The organism is Dysgonomonadaceae bacterium zrk40 (assembly GCA_016916535.1).
In the GTDB taxonomy this organism is placed as follows: domain Bacteria; phylum Bacteroidota; class Bacteroidia; order Bacteroidales; family Dysgonomonadaceae; genus Proteiniphilum.
Genome location: CP070276.1, coordinates 1,743,751 through 1,762,935 on the forward strand (window position 1 = coordinate 1,743,751; position 19,185 = coordinate 1,762,935).

The following is a 19,185-nucleotide window of genomic DNA, read 5'->3' on the forward strand; positions in this document are numbered from 1 at the left end:
GTCTCTTTTAGTTGTTCCTGCAACTAAATGGGAACAGCGGATTGGGGAGGGGATGAAGTGAGGTATATGGGGTGAAATTCTCTATAGAGGGGTGAAAAAAAACTCCATATAAGTGGTTTCTTTTGGTTTCTCATCCATAATCATCTACTTTTGCAGGGAGCGCAAACCAATCGGAAGCCACGATGAACGAAAAGATCCCGCCATATCTCTACGAGAAGAAGAACAGCATCACCATGATCCTGTTCACAGCGCTCTTCGCCCTGCTGTTCATCAACCTCTTCCAGCCATTTGGTTCCCGCAACTGGTACCCGGGTGTTTCTGATGTCAAGTACTTTGCTTTCTCCAGCCTGATCATCCTCACCGGCATGCTGGTGGTGGTGATCAGCAGGGTGATCCTCTCCTACCGTTCTAAAAGGCACGCAATCCTTTACTGGCACTATGGACTCTGGATCCTGGCGGAGATAGGGGCGATGTCGATCTTTTACACCCTCTTTGCACAGTTTTTCCCCAAGGACGGGATGATACGTGACATCTCCGATAGTTTCCGGCAGAGTCTCTACAATACAGCCCTGGTGCTGTTGTTACCTTATGCCATCTGCTGGCTTTATTTCTCATGGAAAGAGAAGAGTGTACTGCTGGAGCATATGGGACAGGAGAAAGGTGTTGATGCCGCAACAAAAACGATGATTTCATTTCACGATGAGAAGGGAGAGCTCAAGATCTCCATTGTGACCGAGCACCTGCTCTATATTGAGTCGGCCGACAACTACACCACCCTTCATTATCTCAATAAGTCGAAACAATCGCATTTCCTGCTGCGCAACTCACTGAAGCGGTTGGAGGAGCAGCTGGCAGACACCTCCCTGGTGCGGTGTCATCGTTCCTACATGGTCAACATGGACAAGGTGAAGATCCTGAAGAAAGAGAAGGGAGGCATCATGCTTGAACTGGATGAGGAGAACACGCCCGATATCCCGGTGTCGAAGACCTACTACGACTCTTTTATGCAGGCCTTTTCACGCTATACGGTATGATGGTCCCTATACCTTTTTCAGATATACCGAAACTGAGCCATCGCCCACCGGAAACCAACCACGCCCGTCCTCACCGATGATCACCTCCTCCTGTTGGTGTCCCAGTTTGTCAACCCAGGCTGTACCGGCATAGTCAGTTCCGACAAACATTGGCTTTACACCCCCTTCGGAATTGCTCATGATTACCACGCAGCCATCGGGATGATGTTCGTCGCCGCGACGGATCCACCCCACCACATGCTCATGGTCGAAGTAATCATCTTGTTCGCCATAGGCGAAGTCGCGCCGCACATCCAGCAACTGGTCGATCATCCACTGCATGCCCGGCTGTGGATGTTCGCCGCCGGTACCGTAGTAATCGCCCAGGAAGATGCAGGGGTATCCATCCTGCCGCAGCAGGATTAGTGCGTAGGCCAAGGGTTTGAACCACCCTTCTACAAACGATTCCAGGTGGCTGCCCGGTTGTGAGTCGTGATTGTCGACGAAAGGTACGGTGGAGAGTGGGAAACGGCTCAGTACGCTGCTTTCGAAGAGTTTTCGCATATCGTAACCCGGTCCCTCCACTGCGCATTGCTTGAAGTTGAAGTGGAGGGCCACATCAAACAGATCGATCTTGTATTCCACGTTGTGCAGGTAATCATCGATGGCCATCTCATCGTAATACCAGTATTCACCCACCACGTAGAACTGCTCGCCGAACTCGCCCCTGACATGATCCACCAGGTCTTTCACGAACCAGTCGTTGATATGCTTGATGGCATCGAGACGAATGCCGTCCACGCCGGTCTCCCGAATGAACCAGCTGATCCACCGCTTTGTCTCGGCTTGCACCTCCGGGTGCTTGTAGTCGATGTCGGTGAACATCAGGTAGTCGAAGTTGGCGAACTCCTGGCTCACCGAGCGGTCTTCGGTGTCGATCCCCTTGTTTTCTCCCTGGATCACATAGATCGCATCCTTGTTGTCGCGGTGGTTGTAATCGGTTGCGGAGAAGTGCTCCCAGCTCCACTGGAAATCGGAATAGTTGCCATTGCGTCCCGGGAAGGTGAAACGGGTGTATCCCTCTATTTCATATGGTTCCGTAATTCCCTTGTTGCGGTCGTGCGGGTCTACCTCCACCACGGTGAAGGTTTGCAGCTCATCGCCCCCCGCCTTGTGGTTGAGTACCACGTCGGCGTAGACCGCGATGCCGTTGTCGTGGAGCGCTCCGATACAGGCTTGCAACTCCTCTTTGGTGCCGTATTTGGTGCGTACGGTTCCTTTTTGGTCGAACTCACCCAGGTCGTAGAGATCGTAAGCGCCATAGCCCACGTCGTTCGAGCCTGTACCCTTGTAACAGGGGGGTATCCATACACCGCTCACCCCAATCTCCCTGAGATGGGGAGCATCTTCTCTGAGCCGGTTCCATAGGCTCCCATCGTCGGGGAGGAACCACTCAAAATATTGCATCATGACTCCGTTTGTACGCATGTTAATAAAGAGATTAATCAATAAAGAAACTGAAACCAAAATCAAAGAATCACCAACCAGGAATAGACACACAAAATAAACACCCGGAGGATGCATTAGTTTTTGTGAAGAACGAAAAAATGGGGTGGCGGGTGCAGATAAGTCATAACTTATTACTACTTTTGCAGTTGCAGCAGGTCGGTTTGTCGCTGCGACTTTCGTTGTCGCAGAGGAAAGTCCGGGCAACGCAGAGCACCATACTTCCTAACGGGAAGCTGTCCGTGAGGGCAGACTAGTGTAACAGAAAAGGACCGCCTCTGCTTCGGCAGCGGTAAGGGTGAAAAGGTGGGGTAAGAGCCCACCGGGTACCTTGGTAACAAGGTATGCCGTACGCGTTATGGGTTGCAAGGCCATGTATACCGGATAGGTCGGGTTGCTCGCCCGATGCCGGGGGGTAGGCCGCTAGAGGCAGGTGGTGACACCCGTCCCCAGATAAATGACAGACGCCCCGTCTTGTACGGGGTACAGAACCCGGCTTACAGACCGGCTGCTTTTTAATATAACATACGCACGGATGGCAAGAAGAAGGAAGAAACGTGATTATGACGAGGAGGAGAAACCGGGCAGGCTGGAGCTGATGAAGATTCGGATCAAGGAGCTGCTGCATTTCCTCTCCTATGGCATCTGGCGGCAGAATCCCGAGACGCTCTCCAACAAGAAAAATATTCTTTATGACTCCATCAAGACGGTGATCCTCACCGTCCGAAACGTGCAGGAATTGAATATTCCTGCAAGTGCCCGCTCGCTTACCTACCGCACCCTGCTTTCCATCGTACCGCTGCTTGCGGTGATCTTTGCCATTGCACGCGGCTTTGGCATCGAGAACATTATGGAGAGCAGCATTCTCAGCTTTATGTTGGGTGAAAAGCCCAATAGCGAGCTGGTGGCAACAGCCTCCAATCTTGATACCGACAGCATGGCCATCTTTTCCGAGCCTATGAATGACACGCTGGCGGTTGGCGGCAGGGCAGTTGATGATGCTGAAATGACTTCAGGCATGGCAGAAGCAGCCACGGCTGACGGGCGTACCCGTGAGTTTCTGAACCTAATGTTCGAACTGATTGAGAAATCTCTCGAGGAGGCACGCGGGGGAGGTGTCTTTGCCGGAATCGGTATCCTGCTCTTTCTCTATACCATCATGAACCTGTTTGGTGATATCGAGAACAACTTCAACAAGATATGGCGCATCTCACGTGGCAGGAGCATCGGACGCAAGGTGACCGACTATTCAGCCATGGTGCTGCTGATCCCCTTCTTCTTCGTGTTGGTGAACGCCCTCAACATCATCAGCTACCCGCAGAACAACACGCTGAAGATTCTTTACATCCTCTATCCTTTTATCCCGCGACTGCTCAACATCGTACCGTTGGTGGTGATGATCTTCATCTTCACTGCCCTCTACAAGTTTCTTCCAAATACCAAGGTGAAGTTCCTTAACGCCCTAATCGCCGGAGCACTTGCAGGTGTGGCGTTCCAGTTCTTCCAGATGCTCTACCTCAGCGGACAGCTTTGGATTACACGCTACAACGCCATCTATGGTACCTTTGCCGCCATCCCGCTAATGCTCCTCTGGCTGCAGATGTCCTGGTTCATCGTGCTGATTGGTGCCGAGATCTCTTATGCCGCACAGAACGTGCGCAACTTCTCCTTCGAGAAGGAGACACGCAACATCAGCAGGCGCTACCGTGACTTCTTCACACTAATGATCACCTCTGCCATCGTGCAACGTTTCGCCGATGAGAAGCTGCCACTGACTGCTGAGCAGCTCTCCCAGCGCTGCAAGGTGCCGGCACGCCTCACCAGTGACATCCTCGATGAGCTGTTGGAACTGCGCATCATCTCTACCACGCCCTCACCGCACGATGAAAGGGTGATGGCCTATCAGCCTGCGATCGACATCAACCTAATTACTGTGAATGGATTGATGAGTAAGCTCGATGAACAAGGATCGGAAGATTTCATGATTGATATGGAGGGTGATTTCAGGGAGCACTGGGATGCGCTGGTCAACTCACGCATGAGCATGTATGAGAGCGACCACGACCAGCTGGTGAAAGATCTCTGAGCATTTCTCTTACTTGCAGGCCAGAAAGCGATAGCCTGGTGACTGGAACTTTTTAGTCTCGGTGCGCAATTCCTTTACATTCCCTCCGCACATCTTTTCCAACAATTGCCAGAACCTGTCACCATGGTTCATCTCCACCGTGTGTGCCAACTCATGCAACACCACGTAATCGATCAGTCGCTCCGGCAACAGCATCAGGAAGAGGGAGTAATTGATGTCCTTCTTCGTTGAGCAGCTACCCCAGCGTCCGCGGCTGCTGCCAATCTTCACGCTCTGGTAGGTGAGGCCGTGTTGCCGCGCAAAATGCGCAGTCTTGGCCGGCAACACCCGCTTGGCTTCAATCCTTAACACATTGATGATCGCTTCTCGGATGCGCTGTTGTACATCCTCATGGTTGATATCCAGCTTTAGCGGTATGAAGATGTGGAGCTGTCCCTCTTTCAGCGAGAGACGCATATCCTTTTGATAAGGGTCCCGGACCAGCATCGCTTCAAAGGTGAGGGAACCTATCACATCCTCTTCTTTAAAGATAATGGGTGGTGGCGGTTTTATCCGCAACAGCCGTGGACGAAGCTCTTTCAGGAGGGAAGGAATCCGCCGTGGATTAAAGTCGTGGGGTACTGTAAGCCGGATATAATCTTCCTTCCGTCGGGCTATGATCTTTTTCGCCCGTCGGTTGGGCATCACCAATATCCTGCCCAGCTCCCTGTCATTCAATTCCATCATCATGCAAAAATAATGATTTATGCAGAAGAAATAAAAATATCTATCTTTGTATCGACAAATGTGAAAAAAAACCCCATGCGAATTATCAGTTTCCTGGAAAGTGTAGGTGAATACGCCCTGCTGTTGAAACGGGTCCTGACCTTGCCGGACCGGTTCAGCCAGTTCCTGAAGGAGTTCCTGAAGGGAGTCTACGCACTGGGTGTAAATTCAATCTGGATCGTGGTGATCATCTCCTTCTTCATCGGAGCAGTGATTGTGCTTCAGATTGCAGTGAACATCGACTCACCCATGTTACCGCGATTTACCGTGGGACTGGTATCGCGTGAGATCATCCTGTTGGAATTCTCCTCCACCATCATGTGCCTGATTCTCTCCGGCAAAGTGGGATCGAACATTGCCTCGGAACTCGGATCCATGCGGATCACCGAGCAGGTTGACGCTCTGGAGATCATGGGCGTCAACTCTGCCAACTACCTGATCCTGCCAAAGATTGCCGCCTTCGTTGCTTTCATGCCGGTGCTGGTGATCTTCAGCATGTTCATGGGTCTCTTTGGTGGTTACTTCATTTGTCTGGTACTGGGCACCCCTTCGGTGGAGACCTATGTCTACGGCATCCAGGCCTTCTTCACCGAGTCGTTTGTCTGGTACTCCATCCTGAAATCGATGCTCTTCGGCTTCATCATCTCGTCGGTGGCTGCCTATTTCGGATACACCGCCAGCGGCGGTGCACTCGAGGTGGGAGAAGCCAGTACCCGTTCAGTAGTGATCAACAGCATCCTGATCCTGGCAACTGACCTGGTCTTCACGCAACTGACCATGGGATAAAATGATATTGAAATGATAGAGGTAAGGAACCTGGTGAAGGAGTTTGACGGTACGATGGTGCTAAAAAACATTGATGCCACCTTTCAAAAGGGGGTGGTCAACATCATCATCGGCAAGAGTGGATCTGGGAAGACGGTGATGCTTAAGTGTCTTGTGGGGCTTGTACCACCTACTTCGGGAGAGATCCTCTACGACGGGAGAAACCTCACCACCATGCGCAGTCGCGAAGTGCGACGGCTGCGACGCGACATTGGCATGCTTTTTCAGGGTGCGGCTCTGTTTGACTCACGCACGGTACTGGAGAACGTGATGTTCCCCCTCGAAATGTTCTCTCGTAAGAATCGTCGGGAACGTCGTAGAAGGGCTGAGTTCTGCCTTGAACGTGTGGATATGTTGGATGCTGCCAACTTGCTCCCTTCAGAGATCAGCGGAGGGATGAAGAAACGGGCCGCCATTGCCAGGGCCATCGTTCTCAACCCGAAGTACCTCTTTTGCGACGAGCCTAACTCGGGCCTTGACCCCAAGACGTCGCAGGTGATCGACGAGCTGATCAGCGATGTGACGATCGACTTCAACATCACCACCATCGTGGTGTCGCACGACATGAACTCGGTAATCAACATTGGTGACAACGTTATCTTCCTCAACGAGGGAATCAAGGAGTGGGAGGGGAGCAAGTCGCAGGTGATGGATGCCGACAACGAGAAGCTGAACGATTTCGTCTTCGCGTCTGACCTGTTCCGCAAGATCAAGGTGGCGGAGGAGATCATCAGCGAGGATGAAAAAGGTTGAGCCGAAGCGATAAAGAAATAATGTGTTGAACAGTACAGCGATAATTCGGCCGCGGTACCAAACAATTCCGTGGCACTAGTTGTTATTCTGTGGCGGCATTCCCCGCACTCCGGCATCCGGCCGGAAAAGATATTCTCAGGCGGCACGGCAGCAACTGAGCCGCTTTTTTATTATGACAACCATCAATAAAACAACCAATATGTTAGAGATAAAAAACCTGCATGCAATCGTCGAAGAGAAGGAGATCCTCAAGGGGATCAACCTGGAGGTTAAACCCGGAGAGATCCATGCAGTGATGGGACCCAACGGTTCCGGTAAGAGCACGCTGGCCTCAGTGCTGGCAGGCAATCCAAAGTTCGAAGTAACCCGCGGCAGCATCTTCTTCAAGGGGAGCGACCTGTTGGAGATGGAACCGGAGGATCGTGCCCGCGAGGGACTCTTTCTCAGCTTCCAGTACCCGGTGGAAATCCCCGGGGTGAGCATGGTCAATTTTATGCGCGCCGCTGTCAATGAGCAGCGTAAGTACCGAGGTGAGGAACCCATCTCGGCAAGCGACTTCCTGAAGTTGATGCGCGACAAGCGGGAGCTGCTCGGCATGGACAGCAACCTGGTGAGCCGTTCGGTGAACGAGGGCTTCTCGGGTGGTGAGAAGAAGAAAAACGAAATCTTCCAGATGGCGATGCTCAATCCCCAGCTCTCAATCCTCGACGAAACCGACTCCGGACTCGACATCGACGCTCTGCGTGTGGTAGCACAGGGCGTGAACAAGTTGCAGACGAAGGAGAACGCTACCATCGTGATCACCCACTACCAGCGACTGTTGGAATACATCAAGCCCGATCATGTGCATGTCCTCTACGCAGGCAGAATCATCCGCTCCGGCGGTCCCGATTTGGCGCTGGAACTAGAGAAGAGAGGCTATGACTGGCTGATTAACCCGTAACATGCAACCCATCAGAACAATGATAGAACAACAATACAAGGATCTGTTTCAACAGTTTCGCAGCGAACTAGATGCCAACTCCGTGGAGGGGTTGAACCGGCACCGGGATGCTGCATTCGACCGTTTTCAGCAGATCGGATTCCCCACCTCCCGCGAGGAGGATTACAAGCACTCCAACGTGGCACGCGTCTTCGATACAGACCTAGGTCTGAACCTGCGCAACATACCCATCCCGGTGAATCCCTACGATGCGTTCAAGTGCGACGTGCCCAACCTCTCCACCCATCTTTATTTCCTGATCAACGACCGTTACTACGACAAGCCGCTGGCGAACGACCCTCTGCCGGAGGGGGTATTCGTTGGGAGCCTGCAGCGTTTCTCGGAAGTCTATCCGGATATCTTCAATGCTCACTATGGGCAGATTGCCGACTACTCCGACAACGGCGTGGTGGCCTACAACACCATGTTCGCGCAGGATGGCTTCGTAGTATATGTGCCGAAGAACGTAACGGTGGAGAAACCGCTACAGCTGATTAACATCCTACGCGGCGGGGTGGACCTTAGCGTAAACCGCCGCTTGCTGATCATCGCCGAGGAGAACGCTCATGTGAAGCTCCTGGTGTGCGACCATGCAGTGGATGATGTGCACTTTGTGGTAACACAGGTGACAGAGGTCTCTGCCGCTGCACATGCACAAGTGGATGTCTACGAGCTGGAAGAGAACTCATCGAAGGTGACTCGTCTCAACAATCTCTTCAGTGAGCAGATGGAGCATTCGCACGTAGCAACCAGTGCAATTACCCTTCACAACGGCTACACACGCAACAATTACCGCTTTAGAATCCTGGGAGAGCACGCCCATGTGGATGCCGGGGGGCTGGCCATTTGTGACGGTAGTCAGCACATCGATAACTTTGCCTTCCTCGATCATGCCGTACCTCATTGCACCAGCAACGAGCTCTTCAAGACAGTGCTCGACGACCGGGCTACCGGTGTCTTTTGCGGGAAAATATTGGTAGAGAAAGATGCACAGAAGACACAGGCTTACCAGAACAACCGCAACCTGCTGGCTTCCTCAACGGCGCAGATGTTCTCCAAGCCGCAGCTGGAGATCTATGCCGATGACGTGAAGTGTTCACACGGCCTCACCACCGGTCAGCTCGATGAGGAGGCACTCTTTTACATGCGTGCCCGCGGTATCGACAAGGATGAGGCGAAGCTGTTGCTGATGGTGGCCTTCACACGAGATGTGGTTGATCTGGTACGGATTGATACCCTTCAGGAACGCTTGGCGATGCTGATCGAGAAGCGGTTTCGCGGTGAACTGATGCGTTGTGGTAATTGCAACGTATGCAAGTAGTTGAAAAAGCATGTTGAAACTGATAGATATCGACAAGATCAGGGCTGATTTCCCAATTCTTACGCGTGAGGTTTACGGGAAACGACTGGTATACTTCGACAACGCGGCCACCACACAAAAGCCACGTTGTGTAATCGACAAAATTACAGAGATGTACACCACCGTGAATGCCAATGTGCATCGCGGTGTGCATCTCCTCAGCCAGGAGGCCACAGAGGAGCATGAAGCCTCCCGTAGGGTGGTGCAGCAATTCATACATGCCGCCTCACCCAACGAGATTGTTTTTACCCGTGGTGCCACCGAGTCGATTAACCTGGTGGCTTCCACTTACTGCAGCACATTTTGCCGCGAAGGGGATGAAATCCTGATCAGCGCCATGGAGCACCACTCCAATATCGTGCCCTGGCAGATGCAGGCGGAGCGGTTGGGGCTCAAACTGCGGGTGGCACCCATCAATGAACAGGGAGAGCTGTTGCTCAGCGAACTGGAGCAGCTGATCACTCCCCGCACGAAGCTGATCGCCGTCACCCATATCTCAAATGTGCTGGGGACGATCAACCCGATCAGAGAGATCATCGAGATCGCCCATCGGCAGGAGGTGCCGGTGTTGATCGATGCTGCCCAGAGCGTCCAGCACACCACGGTGGATGTGCAGGCGCTCGATTGCGACTTCCTGGTCTTCTCCTCTCACAAGATCTACGGGCCAACCGGTGTGGGGGTGCTCTACGGTAAGGAGAAGTGGCTCAACGCTCTGCCACCCTACCAGGGTGGGGGAGAGATGATCTCCACTGTTTCGTTCGAGAAGACCACCTACAACACCCTTCCCTATAAGTTCGAAGCAGGTACTCCCGACTATGTAGGTACAGCAGCGCTCGCCGAGGCACTTCGATACGTCAGCGCTATAGGCATCGACAGGATCGCTGCCTACGAGCAGGAGCTACTCAGCTACGCCACCGAAAAGTTGTTGGCAATTAACGGCTTGCGTATCATCGGTACATCCGTGGAGAAGAGCAGCGTGATCTCCTTCCTGGTGGAGGGGGTACACCCTTACGACATGGGGACGCTCCTCGACCGGATGGGCATCGCCGTGCGTACCGGTCACCACTGTGCCGAGCCGCTGATGCGTTTGCTGGGTGTTGAGGGCACTGTACGCGCCTCCTTCGCCTTCTACAACACCCGCAAAGAGGTGGATCTGCTTGTGGAGGGCATCGTCCGAATCGTTAAAATGTTTCGTGCATAGAGCCATTCTCTCTCATTTGTTTATCTTTGCTGCCTGACGAACAATGTTCCATGAAAAAAGTGCTTCAGGGTTATAGCAGCAATGAAGATCATACCCTTTTCATTCTTCTTAGGAAGAGGGATCAGGAAGCTTTTGAGATGATATACCGCAAGTATCATCGTTATCTCTATGCGCTGGCAATGAAGTACCTCAAGAACACTCATCTGGCGGAGGATGCGGTACAGCATGTCTTCGTGAAGCTATGGGAGAGCACCCACGACATCCACATCGAGGTCAACCTGAAGAACTACCTCTACACCATGACCAAGAATTATATCCTCAATTTCATCCGCGACAACAAGGCAAAGGTGACGCTCAGTTACGAGCAGGCACAGTTCGACCTGCCGGAAGAGGAGCATATTCTGAGGGCGATGGAGGAACGGCAGACACAGGAACTGCTCTATCGCGGCATCGATCAGCTGCCGCCGCAGAAAAAAGAGGTGTGCCGCCGCAAGCTGGAGAGTGACGACAGCAACCAGCAGATTGCCGAGAAGATGGGTATCTCGGTGCACACGGTGAAATCGCATTACCAAGAGTCTCTGAAGCTCTTGCGCAGCTATTTTGAGAAAGTGAAAATGATTTTGTTGTAAAAATAAGACCGGCAACTCATATCTTTTGCCGGGAATTGTGTCAATCAATAAAAGTGCAGGCTTGATGCTGAGAAAGGAGAGAGACATAGTGAAGAAAGTGATTGCTGAGAACGCTTCAAAACAGGAGGCGCGTGATGTGGTGGAGTGGTTTTCCGGTTCCATTGAAGGTCAGCAGGCTCTTTCGGATATGATTGACCGCGATGCCTACCTGATGGAGGGTGATCCCCATACGGGACGGTCGTTCACTCCGCTGCAATCCGACTTGCTCTTCAGCAACATAGAGCGAAAAATCAGACTCAGACAAATCCGCAAACAGGCGCTGCGTATCGCCGCGGTGCTTCTTCCGCTGTTGCTGATCACCGGCTTCGGCTTCTACATCAACAGCCGAACCTCACTCTTCGAGGGAACCACCTACACCGAACTTTACGTGCCCAAGGGAGAGGATGCCCGCATCTTCTTTCAGGATGGTACCGAGGTGTTTCTCAATGCCGACACCCGCATTCGTTACCCAGAGCGTTTCGGCCTGCTACGCCGTGAGGTATGGCTCGACGGAGAGGCTTACTTCAACGTGAAAGAGAACAAACGACGCTCCTTCGAGGTGCACTCACAGAATACCACCGTTGAGGTACTGGGAACCTCTTTCAATGTAAACTCCTACCGTGAGAGCGACAAAATTCGGGTCACTCTCGACGAGGGGAGCATCGTCTTCCGCACCCAACACAACGGTTCCACTCTCTCGCCTGGCCAACAGGCAGAATATGACAAGATCACCGGCCAGCTGGTGGTGACCAACCTGATGCACCCATCCAACCAGTCACTCTGGAAGAACAACCTGCTCTATTTCTACGATTCACCGCTCTCAGAGGTGATCAACGTCCTGGAACGACGCTATAATGTGGAGTTCAACCTCCTCACTCCCGAGGCCCTTAACTACAGTTATACCCTTACCACCCGTCATCAGTCGCTCGACTCGGTTCTGATTGAGATGCAAAAGATCGCACCGGTGCGGTTTACTCTTGGTGAGAATGGGGTAGATGTTTCCCTTTAAAGCATTTTTTATCACATTTTTTTGCTTTTCACTCATCCTATTTCCATCCATCTGTGTCAATAGTGTAAAGAAACAAAAAGAATGTTTCTTGAATGTTAATTTCAGAGACGGTCTAACGACCGATGTGATTCTTTTTTAATGTATAACTAAATATGAAAAACAGACCATGGGAAAAATTCCAATGAAAAGAGGCCTGATGCTGCTGCTTTCCCTTTTCGTGTTGGGCACTGTGATGCTCTCCGCGCAGAAGGTGAACCTCAACTACAGCAAGGCAACACTGAGAACAGTACTGGAAAGCATCACCGAACAGACGGGCCATACCCTGGCTTTCAGTAAGGAGGTGGTGAACCTGAACGAAGAACTGAAATTCCCGCTTTTTTCTAACCAGATTATTGTCAATTACACGTAATCTACTGATAAATACTGAAAATATTTTAGCAAACCCTTGTTTTTCTCAAACAATATGGTTATATTTGTAACCATATTAAAGATTCACTGTCATGGGAAAAAGGGTCATCGAGATCAAGGCGAAGAATGGAACGGTATATCTCTACGAGGATGAGTCATACTGGGACAGGGAAAAGGGTTACTCAACGCACAAGCGCACCTGTATTGGCAAGAAGGGGGCAGATGGTGAGGCTATTTACAACACTTACTATAGGAACCGGGAAAAGATGCATCAACTAGCCGCAGAGGTAAAGAAGCCCAACGAGGTATCCAACACCACATTCGTTGGAGAGACGATGATACTTGACAAGGTGACCCGGGATACTGGTGTTTCACGCGTTTTGACCGAGAGCTACGGGGAGAATGATGCCCGCAAGATCATCGCGTTGTCATACTACCAGATATGTCGGGGGAAGGCATTGAGCAACGCGGAAGACTGGTTGGAGCAGCGCGGTTTGGGGAAGATGGGGTTGAGTTCACAAAGGGTGTCCGAATTGCTCGGGAGATTGAAGCAAGACAAGGTGAACACGTTCTTTCAACTCTGGGCGGGGGAACACGCGGAAAAAGGGAGCCAGCTATTCGATTTGACCAGCGTGAGTACCTACGGCAAACGAAACCCTTACGCGGAGTACGGGTACAACAGGGATAGGGAAAACCTCGAGCAAATCAACCTGGCACTGCTGACCTCGTGTGGGAGCGGGCTGCCTATGTGGTACCAGGTGCTCCCCGGGAGCATGTCCGACAAGGTGATCCTGGATCAGGTGTTGTCGATGATGAAGAAGATGGAAGTCCCAAGGTTTACCTTCGTGGGTGATCGCGGTTTTTATAGTGACTACAACCTTGAGCTGTTGTCACGCGAGGGCTACAAGTTCACCATCCCGGTGCCGTCCAATGTCGCATGGCAAAAGAAATTGATTGCGGAACATCGCGACACACTTGTGCGCCCGGGGAACCTGATCGAGGAAAATGGGAGTATCATGTACGGGAAGACCATCTACAAGACTACCCCTGCTCATGGCAGAACCTGGTATCACCTGTATTTTGACCCCGCGAGAAAAGACAAGATCATAGCCTCTTTCATGCAAAAGCTAAGGGCTTTGAAAGATGAGCTGGAAGCAGACAAGCTTGTAGAATCACACCGGACGATGTATGAGCGTTACTTCATCGTCAAGGAGACCCCGGTTCGGGGCCGGTCGGTGAATTATAACGATGAGGCGATACAGGAGTTCATCAACAGTGACAGTTGTTACTGGGTACTGATCTCTACCTCAGCCAAAACGGCGGTTCAGGCACTGGAACAATACCGGGAGAGAAACGGTGTGGAATTGTACTTCGATGATGAGAAGAATCTCCTGGACTTGAGACGCCTGAAGAACCATAGCGAGCAGACGATCAAGGGAAAAATTTTCGTGACCTTCATCTCTCTGATCATCCTTGCAAGGTTACGAAAGATGGTGGACCAGATTGACAAGAAGAAACGCAAACACTGGTCTGAACAAGATATGTTGCGCAAGGTGGAAACTTATGCAAGGGTTCACTTCGAGGGAAAATACAAGGATGTGTACTCCACACCCACCGCGGCTCAGCGACTAGTCTTCGACCTCCTGGAGATACCATACACCTTCAAGGGTAAGGAAAGTACATCGGGAAGAGAGCTGTAAATATGGTTACAAAAGCACGGGATTTTCGGGAAGAAGTAACCATCCGGGAGCAGAACACCGAACTGGAAACAGTTCTGAAACAACTGCTCACCCCCCGTCAGATCGGGTACGAGATCCGGGAGAACAAGATCTACATCTTTGATCAATCTCTTGCAGAAACAGAAACAGGGCAGCCTGTCACACAACAGGTGAACCTCACCGGTAGGGTGACAGACGAGAATGGGGAGCCAGTGATCGGAGCCAATATCTCCGTGCCCGGTACAACAACCGGTACCGTTACCGACTATGATGGCTATTACGCCCTCACAGTGCCGAAGGGCTCTACTCTTCGCTTCTCCTATATTGGATACCTTGATAGGGAGTATAATATCACCAGCCAGACACAGCTCAACGTACAGTTGCTCGAGGATACCGAGGTGTTGGATGAACTCATCGTAGTGGGCTATGGTGTGCAACGCAAGAGTGTTGTTACCGCTGCCATCAGCAAAGTGACTGCAGAAGAGTTGAACGTTACCCGTCCATCTCGCGTGGAGGATGCCCTAAAAGGCAAGGTCTCCGGTGTGCAGATCACACAAAGCTCAGGTCAGCCCGGCTCCGATTCCAAGGTACGCATCCGCGGTATCGGTACCATTAACAACAGCGAACCCCTTTATATTGTGGACGGTATGATTGTGGGTGGTGGTATCAACTACCTCAATCCTGTCGACATCGAGTCGGTGGAGATCCTGAAGGATGCCGCATCGGCAGCCATCTATGGGGCACGTGCCGCCAACGGTGTGATCCTAGTCACAACAAAGAAAGGTACGAAAGGCAAGGCCAGCGTCAACTATGATGTGAGCTACGGTTGGCAGAATCCTTGGAAGAAAAGGGAGATCCTCAACGCAGAGGAGTACATGGTGATCATGAACGAGATGCAACTCAACGATGGCAACCTGCCACGCTACAACAACGAACAGGTGATGGGCGCAGGTGTTGGTACCGACTGGCAGGATGAAACCTTCTATTACAACGCACCGGTTCAGAACCACCAGGTGAGCGTCTCCGGCGGCTCGGACGACCTGCTCTACTTCCTCTCCTTCGGATTTTTCGACCAGGCCGGTATCGTGGGAGGTAACTATGACAAATCGAACTACCGTCGTTACAGCCTCCGTTCAAACTCCACCTATACCGTTTTCGAAGCTGACGATCGCAGTTTTCTCAATAAGGTGACCGTGGGTGCCAACATTGGATACTCCAGGGATAAGTCGACCGGTATTGAAACCAACTCGGAGTACGGCTCCATCCTGGGTAGTGCCCTCACCTTCTCACCACTGGTGTCGGTCTATGCCGATGAGGCGACCGCCGCCGGTATCCTGGCACAATACCCACATGCCGTGACAGATGGTGATCGTGTCTTTTCCCTTCCTCCCGCCGGCTTCCAGGAAATCGCCAACCCTGTGGGAATGCTACACCAGCCATCCGCGGGATTCAACAACTCCGACAAGTTTGTAAGCTCCTTCTGGGGTGAATTGCAAATCCTGCCCGAACTGAAGTTCAGGACCACCTATGGTGCCGACCTGGCTTTCTGGGGCTACGACTCCTATACCTTCCCCTACTTCTTGGCCACACAGGGCAAGGACCAGCAGTTCAGTACCGTGCAGAGCGAGATGAACAGGGGTTATAGCTGGCAGCTTGAAAACTACCTCTCCTATGCCAAGAGCTTCAATGAGGTGCACAACCTCTCAGCCGTGGCCGGTGTATCGGCATCACGCTATCGCTACCGCAACCTTGGCGGCAACGACCGTGACCTGCTGGAGACCAGCCCTTCCAAGGCCAACATCAATTCAGCCATCGCAGACAGACAACTTGAACGTGCCTGGGGTGGCACCGGCGGATACGACTTCACCGGTACAGCCTCCTATTTTGGTCGCGTCGACTACAACTATGCAGAGCGTTACATGTTGCAGGCCACCATGCGTCGCGACGGTTCTACCAGCTTCGGTCCCAACAACAAATGGGGTGTGTTCCCCTCCTTCTCGGTGGGATGGAACATGACAAATGAAGCCTTCATGGCGAACCGGCCCGAGTGGTTTGACTACATGAAGTTGCGTTTCAGCTGGGGTAAGAATGGTAACGACCGTATCGGTAATTTCCTCTACACTTCTCTGATGAACGGTGGACAGAACTACTACTTTGGTGGTGGCTACCAGGTGAACGAGGCTGATCCCGCCAAGGTGGGTGAGATCACCGGATCCATGCAGTATGGCAGCTCTCCCGGATACATCCCCAACCCTAACGTGAAGTGGGAAGAGTCGGTACAGACCGACCTTGGACTTGAGGCCCGTTTTCTCAACAGCCGCCTCACCTTCGGCTTCGACTACTTCGTGAAAGCCACCAACGACATGCTGATGTATCAGCCTATCCCCTCCTACGTGGGTCTGGGTGCCCCCATCGCCAACGTGGGTGACATGGAGAACCGCGGTGTGGAATTTGAATTGGGATGGAAGAACAGCGCGGGCGATTTCAACTACTTCATCTCCGCCAACGCCTCCTACCTGCAGAACAAGCTGATCAACCTGGGTAACGAGACAGGTGAGCAGATCTACGAGAACGCGGGTGCCTCCGGTGTGGGTAGTTACGTGAAGGGTATGAACGGTGAGGTGTTCCCCTACTTCTACGGTTTCAAGACCGACGGCCTCTTCCAGAACCAGGCTGAAGTGGACGGTTATGTGAATGGTGAGGGTGCCAGACTGCAGCCTACCGCCAAACCGGGTGATGTACGTTTCGTCGATACCAACGGCGACGGTAGCATCAGCGACGATGACAAGACCAAGATCGGCAAGGGAGCTCCCGACTGGACCTACGGGCTCACCCTGGGTGCCGACTGGAAGGGCTTCGACGCGAACCTCTTCTTCCAGGGAACCTATGGTAATGATATCTTCGACTTCGCACAACGTGGTGACATCCCCGCGGCCAACCGCCCGGCATGGATACTGGATCGCTGGCACGGCGAAGGGACCTCCAACCGGATGCCCCGTATGACTTCGGCCAACCCCAACAGTAACTGGCGCTCCTCCGACCTTTACATTAAGGATGGCTCTTATGTCCGCCTGAAATCGGCTCAGCTGGGCTATACCCTGCCTGATGCGCTGACGAAGAAGATCTCCATTCAGCGGCTGCGACTCTATGTGTCGGCTGACAACCTGCTCACCTTCACCGGTTACGACGGCTTTGACCCCGAGATCGCTTCAGGCGGTTATACCACCATCGGTATCGACCGCGGTATCTATCCGCAGGCCAGAACCATCTCACTGGGTGCCAATATCTCATTTTAAAATATAGTATCACTATGAAACAATATATAAACCTACTGATCATCATGCTGCTGGCGGGATTCATCTCCTGTAGCGACGACTTCCTGACCAACTCGACCACCGAGCAGCAGGCAGCCGGCGAGCCCGCCACCGAGGGGGCTATCCTTTCCAACCTGGCAGCGACCTACCAGATCCTGCTCTTCGACAGCTATGCCGACAACAACTACAACAGCCTTGTGCTGATGTCGGACCTCCGTTCAGACGATATCTTCAAGGGGGGTGGTGACGCCGGCGACCAGCACCAGCTCTACCTGCTCTCGCTCTTCACCACCACGCCGCAGGAGAATATCAACGGATTGTGGAACATCTTCTACTCCGGTCTGGCACGTGCCAACAACGTGATCTCTGCCTGTGAGAACGCAGTGGGCTTCGATACCGAGGCAGATATCAAAAAACTGAATCAGTACAAGGCGGAAGCGCATTTTCTGCGTGCCTATTACACCCACTGGCTCTGGAAGTTCTGGGGCAATGTACCCTACTTTGAGGAGCCACTCACCGAGCCTCCCTACATGACCCGGCAATACAGCGCCGATGAGGTCTATGCCGAGATCATGGAGGATATTGATGTGGCTACCACCGAGGGGTACCTTCCCTTGAAGACGGTCGGCATCAACGCCGGACGCATCAACCGGGCAGCAGCCCTGATGCTTAAGGCCCGCGTGGTGCTCTACCAGAAGGATGCAGCACGCTACGGCGAAGTGACGGCCGACATGGCGGAGATCATCGCCAGCGGCGACTACAGCCTGATGCCCGAATTCGCAGGGATATGGGTCGATGCGGGTGAGTTCAACCAGGAATCAATCTTCGAAGCCAACCACCTGCCGGAAGGCAAGACCTGGGACAGCGGATGGCAGGGCTACGGCACCAACCTCCCCGCCTTCATCTCTCCCAACGAACTGAAGGGTGGAAGTGAGACAGGCGACTTCAAGGGTGGCTGGGGCTTCGGACCCGTACGCCAGCCGGTGTGGGACCTCTACGAAGAGGGTGACAGCCGCCGCGAGGGATCGATCAACAAATGGGAGCCGGGACAGTACACCGCCCGCTTCCAGGATACCGGCCTCTTCATGGCCAAATATGCCGCCCGCGTGGGATACAACCCGCAGGGGGATGTGGACCTCAACTACTGTAACAACCTGCGCATCTACCGGTATGCCGAGACCTTACTCACCTATGCCGAGATGATTGTCATTCACGGTCAGTCGGAAGTGCAGGGGATCACGGCCCAATCTGCTCTCGATGAGGTACGTCTGCGTGCCTTCGGGGCTGAGAGCTCCATCCCGGTCACCGCTGCCAATATCAAGCTGGAACGACGCCGCGAATTCGTAGGAGAAGGAATGCGCTTCTGGGATATCGTCCGCTGGGGCGACACCGCGTTGCTGACCGAGAACCTGACGGAGTTCAACAGCGTACGTACTTGGAACGACAACTTTAAGTATCTGCCTATTCCGCAATCTGAGATTGACAAGACCGCAGGTACCGAGTTTGCCCTGGAACAGAACCCGGGATACAATTAGTTGATATGAGGATTCGATGATTTGCAGACTTGAAGAGTTGAA

At 52.6% G+C, this 19,185-nt stretch carries 15 protein-coding genes and 1 other RNA gene; 14 read left to right on the forward strand and 2 right to left on the reverse strand.

The genetic code is table 11. The features are described from left to right. Positions 1–182 precede the first annotated feature (182 nt). The gene (locus JS578_07205) at positions 183–1,034 is read left to right on the forward strand and encodes a LytTR family transcriptional regulator (protein ID QRX62692.1); all 852 of its coding nucleotides are present in this window, start codon (positions 183–185) and stop codon (positions 1,032–1,034) included. 6 nt (positions 1,035–1,040) lie between these two features. Here the strand turns inward: JS578_07205 and JS578_07210 are convergent, their stop codons facing one another. Then, entirely contained in the window at positions 1,041–2,483 is a 1,443-nt protein-coding gene (locus JS578_07210; protein ID QRX62693.1) for an alpha-amylase, read from the reverse strand. Positions 2,484–2,670: 187 nt separating this feature from the next. On the opposite strand from JS578_07210, the gene rnpB reads away from it, so the two are divergent. Next, an RNA gene (gene rnpB, locus JS578_07215) (RNase P RNA component class A) lies at positions 2,671–3,035 on the forward strand. A 19-nt stretch (positions 3,036–3,054) separates the two neighbouring features. Then, positions 3,055–4,605 (forward strand): YihY/virulence factor BrkB family protein, encoded by a 1,551-nt coding sequence (locus JS578_07220; GenBank protein ID QRX62694.1) that lies wholly within the window; start codon positions 3,055–3,057, stop codon positions 4,603–4,605. A gap of 9 nt (positions 4,606–4,614) precedes the next feature. On the opposite strand, the gene JS578_07225 is transcribed toward JS578_07220, so the two are convergent. Then, complete coding sequence (locus tag JS578_07225) at positions 4,615–5,334, reverse strand: DUF45 domain-containing protein (protein ID QRX62695.1); 720 nt, start codon at positions 5,332–5,334, stop codon at positions 4,615–4,617. A gap of 78 nt (positions 5,335–5,412) precedes the next feature. Between JS578_07225 and JS578_07230 the strand changes: the two genes are divergently transcribed. From JS578_07230 to JS578_07280, 11 genes are all read left to right on the forward strand, one after another. Continuing rightward, positions 5,413–6,156, forward strand: coding sequence for an ABC transporter permease (locus JS578_07230; protein ID QRX64954.1), 744 nt, complete (start codon positions 5,413–5,415; stop codon positions 6,154–6,156). Positions 6,157–6,168: 12 nt separating this feature from the next. Continuing rightward, complete coding sequence (locus JS578_07235; protein ID QRX62696.1) at positions 6,169–6,948, forward strand: ATP-binding cassette domain-containing protein; 780 nt, start codon at positions 6,169–6,171, stop codon at positions 6,946–6,948. Between the two features lie 199 nt (positions 6,949–7,147). Further along, the gene (sufC, locus tag JS578_07240; GenBank protein QRX62697.1) at positions 7,148–7,891 is read left to right on the forward strand and encodes a Fe-S cluster assembly ATPase SufC; all 744 of its coding nucleotides are present in this window, start codon (positions 7,148–7,150) and stop codon (positions 7,889–7,891) included. A gap of 19 nt (positions 7,892–7,910) precedes the next feature. Then, positions 7,911–9,251: a Fe-S cluster assembly protein SufD gene (gene sufD, locus JS578_07245; GenBank protein ID QRX62698.1), complete on the forward strand. Its 1,341-nt coding sequence runs from the start codon at positions 7,911–7,913 to the stop codon at positions 9,249–9,251. 10 nt (positions 9,252–9,261) lie between these two features. Next, positions 9,262–10,491: a cysteine desulfurase gene (locus JS578_07250; GenBank protein ID QRX62699.1), complete on the forward strand. Its 1,230-nt coding sequence runs from the start codon at positions 9,262–9,264 to the stop codon at positions 10,489–10,491. Positions 10,492–10,541: 50 nt separating this feature from the next. After that, positions 10,542–11,120 (forward strand): RNA polymerase sigma-70 factor, encoded by a 579-nt coding sequence (locus tag JS578_07255; GenBank protein ID QRX62700.1) that lies wholly within the window; start codon positions 10,542–10,544, stop codon positions 11,118–11,120. Between the two features lie 64 nt (positions 11,121–11,184). Then, positions 11,185–12,168: a FecR domain-containing protein gene (locus JS578_07260; GenBank protein ID QRX62701.1), complete on the forward strand. Its 984-nt coding sequence runs from the start codon at positions 11,185–11,187 to the stop codon at positions 12,166–12,168. A gap of 166 nt (positions 12,169–12,334) precedes the next feature. Further along, positions 12,335–12,577: a hypothetical protein gene (locus JS578_07265; GenBank protein ID QRX62702.1), complete on the forward strand. Its 243-nt coding sequence runs from the start codon at positions 12,335–12,337 to the stop codon at positions 12,575–12,577. Between the two features lie 91 nt (positions 12,578–12,668). After that, positions 12,669–14,276: a transposase gene (locus JS578_07270; GenBank protein QRX62703.1), complete on the forward strand. Its 1,608-nt coding sequence runs from the start codon at positions 12,669–12,671 to the stop codon at positions 14,274–14,276. A gap of 2 nt (positions 14,277–14,278) precedes the next feature. Then, positions 14,279–17,590 carry a TonB-dependent receptor gene (locus JS578_07275; GenBank protein ID QRX62704.1) on the forward strand — a complete coding sequence of 1,104 codons (3,312 nt, stop codon included), beginning with the start codon at positions 14,279–14,281 and terminating at the stop codon, positions 17,588–17,590. A gap of 14 nt (positions 17,591–17,604) precedes the next feature. Next, a complete protein-coding gene (locus JS578_07280; GenBank protein QRX62705.1) occupies positions 17,605–19,143 on the forward strand; it encodes a RagB/SusD family nutrient uptake outer membrane protein in 1,539 nt (512 codons plus the stop codon). The last annotated feature ends 42 nt before the right edge of the window (positions 19,144–19,185 follow it).

What these genes read in the sequence shown, in the direction of transcription:
- JS578_07235 (QRX62696.1), top strand. Translation starts at nt 6,169, where the DNA reads ATGATAGAGGTAAGGAACCTGGTGAAGGAGTTTGACGGTACGATGGTG.
- JS578_07280 (QRX62705.1), top strand. Translation starts at nt 17,605, where the DNA reads ATGAAACAATATATAAACCTACTGATCATCATGCTGCTGGCGGGATTC.
- JS578_07275 (QRX62704.1), top strand. Translation starts at nt 14,279, where the DNA reads ATGGTTACAAAAGCACGGGATTTTCGGGAAGAAGTAACCATCCGGGAG.
- JS578_07260 (QRX62701.1), top strand. Translation starts at nt 11,185, where the DNA reads ATGCTGAGAAAGGAGAGAGACATAGTGAAGAAAGTGATTGCTGAGAAC.
- JS578_07265 (QRX62702.1), top strand. Translation starts at nt 12,335, where the DNA reads ATGGGAAAAATTCCAATGAAAAGAGGCCTGATGCTGCTGCTTTCCCTT.
- JS578_07210 (QRX62693.1), bottom strand. Translation starts at nt 2,483, where the DNA reads ATGATGCAATATTTTGAGTGGTTCCTCCCCGACGATGGGAGCCTATGG.
- JS578_07205 (QRX62692.1), top strand. Translation starts at nt 183, where the DNA reads ATGAACGAAAAGATCCCGCCATATCTCTACGAGAAGAAGAACAGCATC.
- sufD (QRX62698.1), top strand. Translation starts at nt 7,911, where the DNA reads ATGATAGAACAACAATACAAGGATCTGTTTCAACAGTTTCGCAGCGAA.
- JS578_07220 (QRX62694.1), top strand. Translation starts at nt 3,055, where the DNA reads ATGGCAAGAAGAAGGAAGAAACGTGATTATGACGAGGAGGAGAAACCG.
- JS578_07255 (QRX62700.1), top strand. Translation starts at nt 10,542, where the DNA reads ATGAAAAAAGTGCTTCAGGGTTATAGCAGCAATGAAGATCATACCCTT.
- sufC (QRX62697.1), top strand. Translation starts at nt 7,148, where the DNA reads ATGTTAGAGATAAAAAACCTGCATGCAATCGTCGAAGAGAAGGAGATC.
- JS578_07225 (QRX62695.1), bottom strand. Translation starts at nt 5,334, where the DNA reads ATGATGATGGAATTGAATGACAGGGAGCTGGGCAGGATATTGGTGATG.
- JS578_07270 (QRX62703.1), top strand. Translation starts at nt 12,669, where the DNA reads ATGGGAAAAAGGGTCATCGAGATCAAGGCGAAGAATGGAACGGTATAT.
- JS578_07250 (QRX62699.1), top strand. Translation starts at nt 9,262, where the DNA reads ATGTTGAAACTGATAGATATCGACAAGATCAGGGCTGATTTCCCAATT.